This window comes from Mesonia aquimarina (genome assembly GCF_003667275.1).
GTDB lineage: Bacteria > Bacteroidota > Bacteroidia > Flavobacteriales > Flavobacteriaceae > Mesonia > Mesonia aquimarina.
In genome coordinates this window covers 372,097-388,742 of record NZ_RCNV01000002.1, presented here as the reverse complement: position 1 = coordinate 388,742, position 16,646 = coordinate 372,097, and the positions used below count along the sequence as shown (strand labels likewise).

17 protein-coding genes are annotated in these 16,646 nt (G+C 33.8%); all 17 read left to right on the top strand.

The window, feature by feature from the left end:
- Window positions 1–81 precede the first annotated feature (81 nt).
- The 17 genes from D9R05_RS05315 to D9R05_RS05235 all read left to right on the top strand — a co-directional run bounded on the left by D9R05_RS05315 (window position 82) and on the right by D9R05_RS05235 (window position 16,309).
- A complete protein-coding gene (locus tag D9R05_RS05315) occupies window positions 82–1,278 on the top strand; it encodes a cadherin repeat domain-containing protein (protein WP_121666189.1) in 1,197 nt (398 codons plus the stop codon).
- Between the two features lie 284 nt (window positions 1,279–1,562).
- Window positions 1,563–3,194, top strand: a complete 1,632-nt coding sequence (locus tag D9R05_RS05310; protein WP_121666188.1) for a S41 family peptidase — start codon at window positions 1,563–1,565, stop codon at window positions 3,192–3,194.
- Window positions 3,181–3,756 carry a YdeI/OmpD-associated family protein gene (locus tag D9R05_RS05305; RefSeq protein ID WP_121666187.1) on the top strand — a complete coding sequence of 192 codons (576 nt, stop codon included), beginning with the start codon at window positions 3,181–3,183 and terminating at the stop codon, window positions 3,754–3,756. The genes D9R05_RS05310 and D9R05_RS05305 overlap by 14 nt, the downstream gene beginning before the upstream one ends.
- Before the next feature lie 689 nt (window positions 3,757–4,445).
- Window positions 4,446–5,039, top strand: coding sequence for a Crp/Fnr family transcriptional regulator (locus D9R05_RS05300; RefSeq protein WP_121666186.1), 594 nt, complete (start codon window positions 4,446–4,448; stop codon window positions 5,037–5,039).
- 52 nt (window positions 5,040–5,091) lie between these two features.
- Window positions 5,092–5,736, top strand: a complete 645-nt coding sequence (locus D9R05_RS05295; protein ID WP_121666185.1) for a hypothetical protein — start codon at window positions 5,092–5,094, stop codon at window positions 5,734–5,736.
- A 22-nt stretch (window positions 5,737–5,758) separates the two neighbouring features.
- A complete protein-coding gene (locus D9R05_RS05290; RefSeq protein WP_121666184.1) occupies window positions 5,759–6,130 on the top strand; it encodes a DoxX family protein in 372 nt (123 codons plus the stop codon).
- Window positions 6,131–6,302: 172 nt separating this feature from the next.
- Entirely contained in the window at window positions 6,303–6,836 is a 534-nt protein-coding gene (locus tag D9R05_RS05285; RefSeq protein WP_121666183.1) for an NADPH-dependent FMN reductase, read from the top strand.
- 38 nt (window positions 6,837–6,874) lie between these two features.
- The gene (locus tag D9R05_RS05280; RefSeq protein WP_121666227.1) at window positions 6,875–7,600 is read left to right on the top strand and encodes a DUF4386 domain-containing protein; all 726 of its coding nucleotides are present in this window, start codon (window positions 6,875–6,877) and stop codon (window positions 7,598–7,600) included.
- A 182-nt stretch (window positions 7,601–7,782) separates the two neighbouring features.
- Window positions 7,783–8,010 carry a hypothetical protein gene (locus D9R05_RS05275; protein ID WP_121666182.1) on the top strand — a complete coding sequence of 76 codons (228 nt, stop codon included), beginning with the start codon at window positions 7,783–7,785 and terminating at the stop codon, window positions 8,008–8,010.
- 14 nt (window positions 8,011–8,024) lie between these two features.
- Window positions 8,025–8,417 (top strand): hypothetical protein, encoded by a 393-nt coding sequence (locus D9R05_RS05270; protein ID WP_121666181.1) that lies wholly within the window; start codon window positions 8,025–8,027, stop codon window positions 8,415–8,417.
- A gap of 75 nt (window positions 8,418–8,492) precedes the next feature.
- The gene (locus D9R05_RS05265; protein ID WP_121666180.1) at window positions 8,493–9,590 is read left to right on the top strand and encodes a hypothetical protein; all 1,098 of its coding nucleotides are present in this window, start codon (window positions 8,493–8,495) and stop codon (window positions 9,588–9,590) included.
- Window positions 9,591–9,700: 110 nt separating this feature from the next.
- The gene (locus D9R05_RS05260) at window positions 9,701–10,723 is read left to right on the top strand and encodes a serine hydrolase domain-containing protein (protein ID WP_121666179.1); all 1,023 of its coding nucleotides are present in this window, start codon (window positions 9,701–9,703) and stop codon (window positions 10,721–10,723) included.
- Window positions 10,724–10,980: 257 nt separating this feature from the next.
- Window positions 10,981–12,060, top strand: a complete 1,080-nt coding sequence (locus D9R05_RS05255) for a Rossmann-fold NAD(P)-binding domain-containing protein (RefSeq protein ID WP_121666178.1) — start codon at window positions 10,981–10,983, stop codon at window positions 12,058–12,060.
- Between the two features lie 27 nt (window positions 12,061–12,087).
- Window positions 12,088–12,384, top strand: a complete 297-nt coding sequence (locus D9R05_RS05250) for an NAD(P) transhydrogenase subunit alpha (protein ID WP_121666177.1) — start codon at window positions 12,088–12,090, stop codon at window positions 12,382–12,384.
- A 5-nt stretch (window positions 12,385–12,389) separates the two neighbouring features.
- Entirely contained in the window at window positions 12,390–13,787 is a 1,398-nt protein-coding gene (locus D9R05_RS05245) for an NAD(P)(+) transhydrogenase (Re/Si-specific) subunit beta (RefSeq protein WP_205589270.1), read from the top strand.
- A gap of 84 nt (window positions 13,788–13,871) precedes the next feature.
- A complete protein-coding gene (locus D9R05_RS05240) occupies window positions 13,872–14,969 on the top strand; it encodes a sensor histidine kinase (protein WP_121666175.1) in 1,098 nt (365 codons plus the stop codon).
- Window positions 14,966–16,309 carry a sigma-54-dependent transcriptional regulator gene (locus tag D9R05_RS05235; RefSeq protein ID WP_121666174.1) on the top strand — a complete coding sequence of 448 codons (1,344 nt, stop codon included), beginning with the start codon at window positions 14,966–14,968 and terminating at the stop codon, window positions 16,307–16,309. The genes D9R05_RS05240 and D9R05_RS05235 overlap by 4 nt, the downstream gene beginning before the upstream one ends.
- Window positions 16,310–16,646 lie beyond the last annotated feature (337 nt).

The following is a 16,646-nucleotide window of genomic DNA, read 5'->3' as shown; positions in this document are numbered from 1 at the left end:
GTTTATTAGAATTATTATAGAGTTTTAACGGTTTGTTGTAAATTGAGCTGCTGAATTTGACCTCTACCAAAAATATTATTTATGAAAAAAATTAAAATTTTATGTTTAGCTTTCTTAACCGCATTTATTTCTTGTACAGAAGGTGACGATACAGCTGACCCTGTACCAAATTCTATTACAGTAAATGCTTCAGATTTCAGTACAACTATAAATGAAAACCCTGCTCCTAATACCTCTTTAGGAAACTTAACGGCTACAACAAATCAAGGAAGCTTAACTTTTACGGTTGCAAGTCAAACCCCGGCAAACGCTATTGAAATAAACTCCTCTACCGGAGAAATTACTGTATTTGATGAAACTCTTTTTGATTTTGAAACCAATCCTGTGATATCGGGAATTATAACCGTAGAAAATAGTGGAGTTTCAGATAATGCTAATTTTACTATTACCCTAAATGATATAAACGAAAACACTACACCTACAAGCTTAAAATCTGTCACTATTAAACGGTTTGATAATAATGATAATGAAATACATTCGGTTAAATATACATTTCAAAATGATTTACTCATAGAAGTAAAAATTTCTTCTAATGGGAGTGTTGATAGTGCTCTGGCGGAAACTTACAGTAATGGTTTAGTTAAAAAAATGAAAACTTATTTCTTAACTGAAACAGAATATTTTTATGATAATGATAACCGCTTAATTAAAACAATTTTGACAGGTGAAGATGGATCAATAGTACACGAATTTAATTATAATGGAGATGAAATTGAGTTTATTGGAAGATTATTTGGAGGAGGTAATCCAAGCGTTCATCATTTAAAATTAAATTCAGATAATTTAATTTATAAAGAATTGGTTCCAGGAATAAATAACCAGACCTTCGTTTCTACCATTAACTATCAAAATGGGAATCCATTAACTGTTGATATGGCTAGTGGAACTTTAGACGAATATCAATACAGTTCACAACAAGGTTCTGATGCTTACAACTTTTACCAATATATTTTTGGCGAACACTGGAAAAACAACTTGTTACTGGAAAGCGATGAATTTTCTAATTTAAACTATAGAGATAATGTAGTAAATTATATTTCTGATAATTATATCACTCAATTTAAAAGAACCTATTCAGATGGAAGCTTTTTCGGCTATAATATCACATATGATTTTGATACTAATTCCAGGTTAACCAAAGAAACGCGAGATTATTTTGGAGATCCGGAATACAATCACAACCCAAAAAAAGTAGAAGTTTTATATGAGTATGAGTAAATGAATTAGGCAGCTATTATTTCCGAAGCATTCGTTAACTGGACCGCAATGCTTGATCATATTCAATTCGACAAAGATTTAGAGTTTTTCAATGAAAAGTCAAAACATTTGCTAATTGCCTCAGGTGGTTATCTACCAAAACTTTTACATAGAATATAAATCAATAAAATATATGTAGAAACATATGGTGGATTAATTTTTGTCAAAAAGAGTTTCAGTACCAGAGTAAAATTGAATTAAAACGTCACATAACAATTGGTAAAGTAAAAACCCTGTGTTGCATTATGAAAAAAACAAGCTTACTTCTACTTTTGGCCTTTTTTAGTTACAGTTTTCTGACTGCCCAACAGAATATTTCTAACAATGAAAAATTAGCTTCGCTTGGAAAAATCTATGGCTATTTAAAATATTATCATCCTGAAGTGGCTAAAGGAGAATTGGATTGGGATCAAGAACTGATAAAAAAAATACCTGAGGTTTTAGAGGCAAAGGATAAAACCGCTTTATCTGAAGTTTATATAAGTTGGATAAATAACTTAGGACCTATAAAACCCTGTAGAAAATGTGATACAGATGAAAGTTATTTTGATAAGAATTTTGATCTATCGTGGACACAAAACACTACTTTTTTTACAGATGAACTCGCTTCCAAATTAAAGTACATCGAAAAAAACCGGAACCAAAAAAATAATTCTTACGTAACTACCGAACGTGTTGGGAAAATAAAAGTTACAAATGAACCTGCTTACCAATCTTTTGAATTTCCAGATGAAGAATATAGACTTTTAGGGCTATTTAAATACTGGAATATCATAGAATATTTTTACCCTTACAAATACCTTACTGATCAACATTGGGATTCAGTTTTAAGAGAAATGATATCAAAAATCAAGGAGGTATCAAGTAAAGATGAGTATCAATCAGTAATAAAAGTACTTATTGCAAAACTAGACGACTCTCACGCTTGGATCAGTTTCTCCGGACAAAGACAAAAATATCTTCCCGTTAAAATTTCACATATAGAAAATAAAGCGGTTATTTCAGGCTTCTATAATGATTCCATTGCGAAACTTAATAATTTAAAATTAGGGGATGTTATTTTAAAAATAAATGATTTAGACGTCAAAACAGAAACAGAGAAAAATCTAAAGTATGTTTCGGGCTCTAATACAAATATTAAAATAAAACGAACTTACAGTCAGATATTAAATGGCTTAGAAGATAAGGTGAATTTGACTATAGAAAGAGAGGGACAAACGAAACAAATCAAAGTAAACAGATATGATTTTAAGGATTTTAACTATTGGAATAAGTCAAAACAGCTAAAATCAAAATCCTTAAATAATCAAATAGGCTACATTAATATGGCTAGTGTTAAAAGCGAGGATATCAAAGATATTTTTGAGTCTTTTGAGAATAAAACCACTATAATAATTGATTTAAGAAATTACCCTGATTTTATTTATAAATACTTTACCCGGTTTTTAAATACAGAAAAAAGAGCGTTTAGCAAGGTTTATACCCCTAACATCAATTATCCCTCAAGATTTATTTTTAAAGACAATTTAAAAACACTTCGTAATAGAAAAGCTTTTCAAGGAGATATTATTCTACTTGTAAATGAAGAAACTATAAGCAGAGCAGAATTTACAGCTATGGCTTTTCAAACGGCTGACAAGGTAATTACACTCGGAAATCAAACTGCAGGAGCTGATGGCGATGTAGTTGTATTTGAATATATGGGGGGCTATAAAACAGCAATGTCCGGAAATGGAATTCTCTACCCTGATGGAACGGAAACCCAAAGAAAAGGAGTTAAAATTAACATAGAAATTAAACCGACAATCAACGGATTGAGCGATGGTCGGGATGAAATTTTAGAAAAAGCTATTGAAATTGCAAATGAGAGAAACTGAAGAAATTTGTCCTAAAAACAAACAAGAATGGAGAGAATGGCTCGAGCTAAATCATACAGAAAAAGAGGCTGTTTGGCTTATTTTTTATAAAAAAGCATCTCCGAACTTTAATCTAAGCTGGAGTGAATCCGTTGACGAGTCACTTTGTTTTGGATGGATAGATAGTACAAAAAGAACAATTGATACTGAAAGATACAAACAGTATTTCACCAAACGAAAGGCAAAAAGCAACTGGTCAAAAATCAATAAGAAGAAAATAAAAAGCTTAATTGATAAAGGACTCATGACAGAAGCAGGGTATAAAAGTATTGAAATAGCAAAAGAGAATGGTTCTTGGACGATGCTAGATAGCGTTGAAAACCTAGAGATTCCAAGTGATTTATTGCAGGAATTCGCAAACCATAAAGGGGCTGTTAAATACTTTAAAAGCTTAAGTAAGTCTGATAAAAAATCGATTTTATATTGGGTTGTGTCTGCTAAAAGAGAAAAAACAAGGCATAAAAGAATTATTGAAATAGTAGAAAACGCTAGTCAGCAATTAAAACCAAAACAATTCAGATAAAAAAGTGTAGAACGAATGACTTGGTTCCTTTCTACTTCTAAAAATCCTCGCAAATTTGCTATATTTTTCGGATTTAACCCTTTATATGACAATCCAATATTCTATAGTTATGCTAATAATGAATCAATCTTATACTTGAATAAAAAAATACTTTTTTTGGGCTTAGCTTCGTGGTGCATTCGCCTTTCCATTTAGTTATGTTAGAAATCTGATTTTAAAATTTATTAGTAAAACAATTACAAACTGAAGATATTCACCTCTTAGTTTCCCTTGCTACTTATAAACTCTTGGCTTATTTTATTTACTCTTTGCGGAACATTTAAATGGCTCTTAAACTAGCATAATGCACCAAGACAACGCACATAACACATAGCTACATCTTTTTTAAACCAGAAACTTTGGTATACTTTGTAAACTGCCAAATCTTTTGATTTACTGTCGTATTTACTTTCTATTTTGGTAGCAGTAGTCCTCCGGTGGGCTTTTGGAAATAAAAGGTAAAACAACGTGCAAAAGTTTTGGCTAGTAGAAAAGATGAAAAATAACTTATAACATACCTTACAATTTAATTAAATCAATGAAGCAAGATTATACTTATCTTTAGGCTTTAGAACACCAAATATGGTATATAAATTAACAGCTTAAATTAAGTTGTAAGCTGTAGCCATATTTTAGGACGAGACAGAAAATTGACTTTTAAAAAATCACATACCCTAATCCTAAATAATATATTCAGGTTCATCGATTTAACCGAGCTTGAAAAACAAAAGTACCTTTCTCTGCTTACAGAAATCAAAGTAGATAAAAAGGCCTTTTTAATGCAAGCAGGCGACATTACTAAATACGAGTATTTTATAACTAAGGGTTGCTTAAAAGTATACACGCTAGATGGGAATGGTGCTCCTCATATCTCTATGTTTGCTGTTGAAGATTACTGGACAGGTGACATGGCAAGTTTTATAACCAAACAACCATCACGTTATTTTATTAAAGCTACCGAGGATTCTGAATTATTAGGAATTTCTCGAGCTAATTATGATTTACTTTTTCAGGAAATACCAAAATTTGAACGGTTTTATCGCATTCTATACCAAAGATCACTCATAAGCTATATAAGGCGTACCAATCATGGCATATCCTTAACGGCAGAAGAGCGATTCATCGAGTTCAAAAAGAAATACCCTAAAATTGTCAATAGAATTACCCAAAAAGACTTAGCAGCCTATATTGGCATCACGCCAGAATTCATGAGTAAAATCATTACGAAAGTCAATCGAATATAAAAGTCTTAAACTAGTTCATTTTTTTCATGTGTTCCTATCGGAACTTTGAGGCATGAAAAAAATAATAATCATTTCATCATTTTTAATAATTGGGTTTACAAGCTATTTGCAAGCACAGTTTACACAGCTTGAACTGTTTTCAGGCTTTGATAAAACTGATTTTACCTCTTACTCAAGCTATTTTATAAATAAAAGCAAGACTTTGAGCGTTAACACCTTGGCTTTCTTTCAGAAATTTGAAAATGAAGAAACCCAAGGCTTTGATGAGACCGGGATACAACCAACTTTATTCTGGAGTCTTAATAAGCATATTGCCATTGGTCCATCTTTATATTACAACAGTTTTGCTGGGTATTCTGAACGTTTGTCCGCAAAGTTCACACTAGAAAATTCACGAATAGTATTGGTAATTATTTCTACAATAGCCCATTCTGAGCAAAAAGATGGTAGCTATGCTGAAGTCTTTGCTCAGTTTCAGTATAACCTCCCTATAAATAATAACATCTCCCTTTGGTTAAACGGTCAGTTTTTAACCGTTTGGGACAAGTTTAAAACCCATTCAAGGAGTTTTCAGCAATTGCGTTTAGGAACTTCTTTTAATGGCCATCAATTAGGTATTGGTTTAGACTTTGACCAGTATGGGCCTAACCCTATAGGCAAATCATCCTTCGGTTTGTATTATCGAAAAATTTTATAAACAATTTTAAACCTTAAATATCATGAAAAATTTAGTAAACGTTTCACATTGGTTAGCATATGGATATTTAATCTATGCTTTCGGTTATGCAAGTCTTTTTAAAGTTTTCCAAAAACAAAGTATGATGGAAAACATGAGCAATTTTGGTTTCGGAAAAATATGGACTTTATTTATAGGTTATGGCGAATTATTGGGAGTTATTGGTTTGGTTGTTGGGTTTTGGATGCATCAAGTTAAAAACCTATCGACTTTATGGTTATTGCCATTCGCAATTGGTGCATTGATAACTCATTTTGCACATAATGACTATGAATATTTTTACACAGCTTTATATTGTTGTGTTGCTGGTATGGTTTTACTTGTTACAGATAAAAATTTCAAAGTAATACTATAATGTTTATATCTCCGATACTTTAAATGTACCCAGAGTTTTTAGCAAACTGGTTCGTGAAGCAAGCTAATGAAGGTTACGAATATTCCTTCCTGATAATTAGTCTTCATTAACCAAATTGGCAATGGACGTAAAAATATTCAAAAGATAGTTTAATCTCTAAAAAATAGTAATCATGAAAAAAATAATCACAATGGCAGGTAGTAATAGTCAAAGATCCATCAACAAAAGTTTAATAAACTATACTTCTAGTTTACTAGAAAATGAAGAAGTTATTTCAATCGACTTAAATGATTATGTTTTACCTTTCTATAGTGTTGACTTTGAGGAAGAAAATGCTATCCCAACAACGGTAAAAAAACTAGATAGGTTGTTCAATTCGGCCGATGGATTTATAATATCTCTCGCAGAACATAATGGCTCTTATACAGCGGTATTTAAAAATACGATAGACTGGTTATCTCGTATAAATATGAAACTTTGGAGAGAAAAACCCATGCTGTTAATGGCAACTTCACCGGGAAGTAGAGGTGGAGCAAGCGTATTACAATCAGCAAGTGCTTACTTTCCGTATATGGGTGCTTGCATAACAGACACCTTTTCATTACCCTCTTTCTACGAAAATTTTAAAAATGGAGAAATAAATGATAACTACTTCAAAGAAGACATTTACAATAAAGTCAATAAATTTAAAACAATTATTAAATAATTATAAAGTAGTAAAATTCGAATTTTAAATAAAGAATGATGAACAAAGTGAAAGCATTTGTGAATATAAAATTGATTCGTCTTACTGGATTATTCTACTTATTAGTGATTATTTTCGCCGGCTTTAGCCAAGGCTACGTAAGGGAAACGCTCGTGGTACCAGGGAATGCTATAGCAACAGCAAACAATTTACTTGAAAATAAAGGACTGTTTCAATTAGGCTTAACAACCGATTTCATTGCATTTCTTTTAGATGCTGTGATAGCAATACTATTATACAAAATATTTAAACCCTTCAATAAAACTTTAGCAATGGTCTCCTCTACTTTTAGGCTTATAGCTCACCCTGCAATAGGTAGCATAAACTTGTTGAACCATCATATGGCATTGAAGGTATTAGAAAATCAAGATATATCTCAAGTATTTAGCTTACACCAACTACAAGAGCTTAGTGCTACTTTAATACAAGCTCACCAATACGGTTATCTCATTGCGGGCGGCTTCTTCGGTATCCATTGTATATTGCTAGGGGTGCTGATTCTTAAATCCAATGTATTCCCAAAGTTGTTTGGAGGGCTTATGATAGGAGCCGGAACCGGTTATTTAATTGAAACATTTGGAAATTTTAATTTTCCGGGCTATGAAGTTTATACAGCGCTGATAGTGGGAGTATTAGCGGCTATTGGGGAGCTTGGTCTTACCTTTTATATGCTCATTAAAAGCACTACAAAATCTTATAAAAAATTAAAAGAATCAAGATTATAGAAATTATTGATTTAAAATACCTAATATGCATTGTAATTCTATCAATATATCACATCAATGAAAAAGTTGGAATGCCAATAAAACGTGAACCTGTTATTTATTACCCCGCAAGCTTCTAACTTAACACGAAAAAATCCTTGCAAATTTGCTATCTTCGGTTTATGCCAAAATTTTAGAAATAAATGCCCGGAGGAGGAAGTATTCAAGGAATGAGAAATAGTCTAAGTAATAATAAAAAGTTACTTAGATCAAAAAGCTACTTTAAAAAAGAGCGGTCATTCTTAAGTATAAAAGCAGAATATTTAAAAGCTGCCGGTGGAAAAATAGCTTTTAAAAAAGCTTCTAAGGAAGATATTTTAAAAATTAGAAAAAAAATTATAAGACAAAAAAGAAAAGAAAATTTATACTGATTGCCTTGTCAGTCATGGTGATTTCAATTGCTGTGTATTTTACAAGGATATTAATTCAACAAAACGAAATAACTGTTTTAAAGCAAGAAAAAATAATTCAGCAGAAAAAAGAAAGAGAATATTTAAGGCTTATGGAAGAAGGTGACCATTGGTTAACAAAATCACATTGGCACAATGCCAGATTTGATTATAAAAAAGCGCAAGAAATCTTCCCGAATGATTACGCAGTAAATTACAGAATACTTAAGGCTTACATTTTAGAATGCGAAAATGATTGTAACAACTGTAATAAAGCTAAAAATGTTTTAGGAAAGATGATTGCTGCATTTACAGAAAAAAAATTGGAATTAATGCCGCTAATAGAAAAATTGAAAACCGTGCAAGAGTGTCTAAGCCTAAAAGGGTAAAAGTCAATGCTTTTAATTCCCTTCTTTTTAGAGCAATTGATACGATACTGATGTGCAACTTCGTTAAAAATTGTTATGACAACAAAATTTCTGCAAATACTAATAGTTTTCTACAGCCTGTCTTGCTTCGGCCAACAAATAACCTATAAACATATCGTTGATTCTTCAGCCGTAGAAACCAACGAAGTTATGCATGTATTTGAAAGCTATATAGCTTCTAACCCACAAGAAAAAAACTATAGCGAATACTGGAATAAAGAAGTGCAAACGAATTATGTAGACGTTGACTTTTTAGCAAGTGAATTTCAACCCTCATTATATATGGGATATCCAATTCACGTCCTAAGCATAAGCTCAATGAATGGCCTATATCAAATAAAAGCGCAATTTTCATTTTGTAAGGCTGATGGCACTCCTTTTGTTTTAGCGATTGTCAACTATTTTGCTAAAAAAGAAAACGGCGAATTTAAGCTTTATAATGCCTTGCATGTTAACAAACAGCATTGGAAATGCAAAACCAACGGAATGATTAACTTCTATTTTCCCGGTTATCACGATTTTGATTTTAAAAAAGCTGAAAAACTAAATGCTTTTGTACAAAGGATTTGTAAAAATTTAGAGGTAAACCCGACACCTTTCGACTATTATTTTGCAGATCACTTTGACGAAGTTCAAAAGCTAAAAGGAATTGATTATTATGTAGGGATGGGGGGAGAATCAATGCCGAGTGGTAAAGCTTCTGAAGGGAAAGTTTATTGTAGTGGATTAGGAGAGTACTACCCTCACGAAGTTTTTCACGTGCAAATTGACGAACACTATCCAAACAAACATTTTTGGGTGTCGGAAGGTATGGCTACTTTTCTTGGGGGCAGTCGCGGTAAAGATCTGGAATGGCACCTCATAAAAACCAATGCGTATTTAAAAAGAAACCCGGCAATTAACCTCAACAATTTACTTGAGTTAGACAACTTAGATAATGCTACCGCCTATCATTATGCGTTAGGAGGTTTACTTGTGAAGAAGGTTTATGAAAAAGGAGGATGGGAGGCCCTCAAAAAATTTATGAGAAGCGGAACCGCCGATTCAGATTATTATAAGGCTATTGAAGAACAGTTAGGAATTAAACAGACAGCCTTAAATGCTTATTTACGGAATGAATTAGAGGCCTATTAAAAAATAAGAATATATTTATGCAGGCTTAACAACCAATCGAAAATTCAGTTTGCTAAAACTCCGCCAAAAGGTTTATAGGTCATTTTAAAAATTACCTATACCAAAAGAATATGACAACAAAAAGAATCATCAGAATAAGCTTATTGCTGGGGGCGATTGTGTCCTTATTTTTTGTCCCTTGGCTTTTGGTGAAAGCATGGATTCTCCCACTACCCGATACTCTTCAAGAACAAGTAGATGAAGCCATCGGTCACGGATTTGATGGAATGATTCTTTACGTAGACCAAGCCGGCAAAGCTCCACAGTATGTTGTTTCGGGTTGGCATGATCGAGATTCTAAAATACCTGCCAAGCCTCATGCCTTATTTAAAATTGCCAGTATCAGTAAACTGTATGATGCTGCAGCTGTTACCAAACTGGTAAATGAGGGTCGACTTTCGCTAGATAAAACCCTCGCAGACTATCTTCCGGAACTTGAAGGGAGAATAGAAAATGCAGAGAAAATTACGTTGCGGCTGCTTATACAGCATAGAAGTGGAATCCCCAACTTCACCGATACGCCAAATTTTTGGGCTGCTCCCACACAGACTTATGAAGAAAGTATCGCCTTAATTTTAGATAAGCCTGCTAATTTTGAACCCGATGAGCGTTACGAATACTGCAACACAAATTATCTTTTGATCAACAAGATAATGGATAATGCACTCGGTTATGAAAATTTTCAATTCATAAAGGAAGAAATACTCAAACCATTGAATCTTAACAATACTTTCAGTTCGCTAAGGGAAGTGAATCTGAACCATGTGATGAGCGGGTATCATGTGGGGCATCCATTTGACCTTAAAACAGACGAACAAGGCATGCTCGCTACAGCCGAAGATGTTGGTCTTTTCTTGAGGGCGTTGAATAACGGAAGCTTATTAAGCCCAAAAGAGCAAGAAATATATGCTTCCCTATATAAATTTGAACACTCGGGTTGGGTTCCGGGCTACCAAAGTTTTGCAGCATACCATAAAGATATTGATGCGGTTGTGGTCCAATTCTATAACACCACAGACCCTAAATTGTACAATTGGAATTTAGCAGAAATCATAAATAATAGAATTTATAAAATCATAAAAAAGCAAAACTAAAATGACGTTGTTAGCTTGTCTAGCAACCGATCAAGTTCAGAACACGTTTGTTTTCTAAAAAAACAAAGGTATAAGTTATTTTTATGCTTCAATAGTACCCAAGCGGGTAAAACCTCCTCAATACTACTAATTACTCGAGAATTGTTTAAGGTTGATAATCAACAAGAAACGACTTTTTATTGAAGACAGGGAGGTTCTGGCACATCAATTGAAATCAATTTGCGCTATAACTAATTAATAGCAGCAAGCTGAGATTCATGAAACATCGTATTGGTTTATTAAAAGAACCCGCTTTTGAAAAACGCATCGCCTTATTACCGGATGACGTTCATAAATTGATAAATGAATTAGAAATAAGTGTACTCGTAGAAAAAGATTATGCTACATCTCACGGTATTACGGATCAAGATTATCAATCTAAAGGAGCAAAAATAAAGACAAGAAAAATTATAGGCGAAGAGGCTACAATTATAATCGCTATCAATCCTATTGAATGCTTCGTAGAACAGGTAAAATCAAAAATAGAATTCATAGGCATTTACAAGCCTTTATTTTTTCAGTTTCGAATGAAAAAATATAGCGAAAACAATGTAAAGGCTTATAGTTTAGACCTTTTGCCCCGTACTACTTTAGCGCAGAATATGGATGTACGCTCTTCGATGGATGCGTTGTCAGGGTATAAAGCGGTTATTCATGCTGCTGAACTGTATAAAAATGTATTCCCAATGTCAACTACAGCGGCAGGAACGCTTCAGCCTGTTCGTATATTAGTATTAGGTGCGGGTGTAGCCGGACTACAAGCTATAGCTACCGCAAAACGTTTAGGAGCAGTGGTTCATGCTTTTGATGTTCGTAAAGCAGCCGGGGAAGAAGTAAGAAGCCTGGGAGCAAAATTTATTGAGGTAAACGGAAATACCGAAACTTCAGCTGCCGGAGGATATGCCGTTACCCAAACGGAAACTTATGCTAAGCAACAAAAAAAATGCATTGAAAAGCAACTTACGCAAACTGATATTGTGATCTGTACTGCCAATATCCCCGGAAAAAAAGCGCCTGTACTTTTAGAAAAAAGCAGCCTCAAGTTTTTAGCGAAAGGTTCTATAATTATTGATCTGGCAGCAGAGCAAGGAGGCAATTGCAGCCTTACTGAAAATGAAACGTCCATTTATTATGAAGGCATACAAATTTACGGAAACTCATACCTCTCTAGAGAATTGCCCAAAGCAGCTTCCAGTCTTCTTTCCGCAAACTTTTACAACTATTTAAAATTTAGATTAACCCACGGATTAGCACATGAACTAGTTCAAACCTGTGAGGTGAGTCAGTATATACAATAAAAACAACTTAATATTTTAAGAATAGATATGGAATTTATAGAACAAAATTTAGAAGCACTATATATAGTTATTTTATGCGTTTTTATAGGAATAGAAGTGATTGCAAATGTCCCGGCAATTTTACATACTCCGTTAATGTCTGGTGCTAATGCTATTAGTGGTGTAATTATAGTAGGAGCCATAGGTATAACACTACAAATTCCGCAAGGTCATTATGGCGCATTAGCCTTAGGGGGAATAGCTGTCTTTTTAGGAACGCTGAATATCGCAGGAGGATTTATGGTGACAAAGCGTATGCTTGGCATGTTTAATTCAAAAAAATAATGGCAATGAATGTTTTTATAGAATTGGGTTATTTAGGGGCAGCATTATCATTTATTTTAGGGCTTAAATTGATGAGCTCACCAAAACGTGCTCAAACAGGAATTCTCGTAGCAGCCATAGGAATGTTTTTAGCCATAAGCTGTACACTAATAGCAGTCTATTCTTTTGAAGTGCCTTCGGTCAATGTACTCATCATTATAAGCGCATTAATTTTAGGAATCTGGGGAGGACAACGCATGGCTGTTCAAGTAGAAATGACCGCGATGCCTCAACTGGTTTCTTTATTTAACGCTACCGGAGGAGGTTGTGCCATGCTATTAGGGCTAATTGAAATGCATACTTGGGAATCCGTGGTGCTATCTCAAGGGACCGCCTATCAATTATTATTGCTCATTGGGAGTCTTACAGGAGCTATTGCTTTTACAGGAAGTATAGTCGCTTATTTAAAATTAGCAGGAAAGATAAAAGATGTACATCAAACCACCTATACCATATTAGCCAGGGTATTTATTGTCATCATTTTTGGGAGCTGTCTTTTGTTTTACCTTGGGTTTATACCCATTTCAATAAGCGTTTTCACCTATAGTGTCATTGGATTAAGCTTCGTGTACGGTGTTTTATTTGTATTACCTATTGGCGGAGCAGATATGCCGGTGGTCATTTCTTTACTAAATGCGATTACCGGTATAGCAACAGCTCTTGCAGGTTTTATGCAAGAAAATAAAGCGATGATTGCCGGAGGAATATTTGTGGGGGCAGCTGGTCTATTGTTAACCTTGTTAATGTGTAAAGCCATGAATCGTTCGCTTGTAAACGTATTAGCCGGTCATTTTAATAAAACGACAAACCCGGGAGAAGATACTCCTCAAACTATTCAAGAAACAAGTGTAGCCGAAACCATTACACAATTGAGTTTTGCTCAAAAGATAGGGGTGATTCCGGGCTACGGTATGGCCATTGCTCAAGCACAGCATGAATGTTATCAATTACAAAAAGTCTTGGAAGCACAGGATAAAAGTATAGACTATATCATTCATCCTGTAGCAGGAAGAATGCCCGGACATATGAATGTACTATTAGCCGAAGCCAAAATTGATTACGACTATTTAAAGGAAATGGATAGTGTAAATACGCTTATGGAAACCTATGACATGCTACTGGTGATTGGCGCAAATGACGTAGTGAATCCCGCCGCTGAAACAAATACGGCTAGTCCCATATACGGCATGCCGATTATTAAAGCTTACCAAAGTAAAAAAATAATAGTAATGAAAAGAGGGATGAGTACGGGCTATGCCGGTATTCAAAACGAACTCTTTGAAAAAGAGAATTGCCGTCTTCTATTTGGAGACGCTAAAAAATCTTTACAAGAAATTGTTAGTCAAATGAAAATGATGAATTAATTTCTTTAGAAATACACATTGATCAATTTTTTGATAAAGAAAATAGTACCTTTATTCAGTAATTTTTGTTGTTAGAAAACATCTATGGGATCTACGGAAGAAAAATTAAAAGAACGCATAAAAGAACTGAGTTGTTTGTATGAGATTTCTTCTCTTTTTCAACAGCTGGAACATGAAGATGAAACAAAATTACTTCATCAAGTTAGTCAGGTTTTAAAAAAGGCTTGGCGTTTTTCAGCGGAAGCTGCTGTAGAAATTATAGCGGGTAAGCTAAGCGTAGAAACCCATCGTATTACTCAAAAAAAAGCAACACAAAAAAGTGATATCCGAGTGTTCAATAAGCACTATGGATATGTAATGGTGCATTATCCTTCTCCTAGATTTTTGGCTAAGGATTTTTTAGAGGAAGAACAAAAATTACTGAATAAAGTAGCGTTAGAATTAGGAGGGTATTTTGAAAAAAAAGAGCAGCATAAAAAAGAAGAACTTTTAAAACGCAGTGCCGAACGTAACGATCGTTTAACTATACTCGGGGAGATAACGGCAGGGATAGCGCACGAATTAAATACTCCGCTTGGTAATATTTTAGGTTTTGCAGAATTAATCAATCAACAAGCAAATACTCCGTCTATACAACGCGATAGTCAGAAAATAATTGAGGGCGCTATTTTCTCTCGAGAAGTCGTAAAAAAGCTCATGTTCTTTGCGTGTGAAATGCCACAAAATAAAGAGGAAATTGAAATAAAACCCGTAATAGAACAAGCCTTAAGTTTGTTAGGACAAAGTTTTAAAAAGGCTGAAATTAAAGCAAAATTAATTAGTGATACACATCGTGTACGGGCGCAAATAGATAGCATACAACTTACGCAAGTATTGTTTAATTTATTGATTAATGCTATTTATGCTTCCCCTAAAGGAAGTCAAATCACCTGTAAATTAAATCAAGACGCTACCCAATTTTATATCACTATAGCCGATCAAGGAGTAGGTATAGCTCCTGAAAATAAACGTAAAATTTTTGATCCGTTTTTTACAACAAAACCTGTAGGAGAAGGTTCCGGTCTGGGACTTAGCGTCGTTCACGGAATTATAAAAAGTCACAAAGGAGATATCAGTTTTACTGAAAATATACCTCGAGGAACCATTTTTCATATCAGTATACCCAAAAAAACAAGTCTATGAGCTTAAAAAAAGAGAACATTCTTATTGTAGACGATAACTATGACATGTTAGAGGTTTTACAACGGAACTTGAAAGCACTTGAATTTCACGTTTTTAAAGCAAGTTCTGTTAAGGAAGCATTAGATATTTTAAAATTAACTACAATTGATTTGTTGATTTCCGATTTACAAATGCCCGAAATTAATGGCTTAGAATTACTGAAGTATGCAGACGAGCATTATCCATATATGCCTAAATTGGTTATAACAGGATTTCCTTCAGTAAACTCTGCTGTAGATGCGATAAAGTCAGGCGCTACAGATTACCTGGTTAAACCTTTTACCAATGCAGAGTTAAAGAAAGCGATTGAAAAATCTTTGGAGAACCGAAAAGCAAGTCCCTTGCGTTTTCATAACGAAGCTAAAAGTGAATTTCTTCAGCATCAAGTGTATGCCGGAATTATAGGAAAGTCTCCAGAAATTGCAGATTTGGTAGAACAAATTGAACGGGTTAAAAATAATAGAGCCACTATACTTATTCAAGGAGAAAGCGGAACCGGTAAAGAACTTATCGCAAGAGCAATTCATTATAAAGGCGCTTTTGCAGCTAACCCTTTTATTACGGTAAATTGTGGAGCAATTCCCGAAAATCTTTTGGAATCTGAATTGTTTGGATATGTTAAAGGAGCATTTACGGGAGCAAATCAACATAAACAAGGTTTTTTTCAAGCTGCCCATACGGGTACGATTTTTCTCGATGAAATAGGTACAGCACCTGCATCAGTTCAAGTACGACTACTACGTGTTCTTCAAGAAAAAGAAGTACTTCAAGTTGGAGCTACTAAAGCTGAAAAAATTCAAGTCCGGGTGATAGCTGCAACCAACGAAAATCTTTATCAACAAGTACAGCAGCAAACCTTTAGAGAAGATCTGTACTACCGTTTAAATGTAGTCGATATTAATGTCCCGCCTTTACATAAGCGAAGTGAAGACATCCCCTTGCTGTGTGATCGATTTTTAAAAAAGTATGCTAAAGAGTATGCTAAAAAAGAATTACAACTGAGTGCACAAGTAATGAGCGTTTTTCAGCGATATCCCTGGCCGGGAAATGTGCGAGAACTGGAAAACTGCATTCAGAAATTAACCATTATGAACGATGGAGAAATAGGTGTAGAACAACTTCCGGATCATTTTAAATATAAAATAACATCTAAACCTACAGACGATATTTTTTTACCACTTTCGGTCATGGAAAAAAAATATATTCAAAAAGTATTGGCTTCTGTAGGAAATAACAAAACTAAAGCTGCTAAATTATTACAAATAGACCGTAAAACTCTACGAAACAAATTAGAAAGCTAGTTTTAGACATACGAAACGGTATTGATTTCCTGCTATTTATAAAAATAAATCTTTTCTGTAATCAATTTGGCTAAACCAAGCTTGGTCCATTTTTCACCTATCGGGTAAAATATACCCGACCCCCTATTAATTAATCTTACAAAATTAATTTATAATAGTTTGATTTATAGCAGTTTAAACATAATTAAGTTAAAAATATTATTACTGGTATATCAATTGCCATTATAAAAGAAATTTAAATTAATTATGGAAATACTGGAACCCATACTAGCTTTTAATCAAGCCTCAAAAAAAAATAAGCCACTGCAAGGCTTATGCATCAATTGCAACCATATAA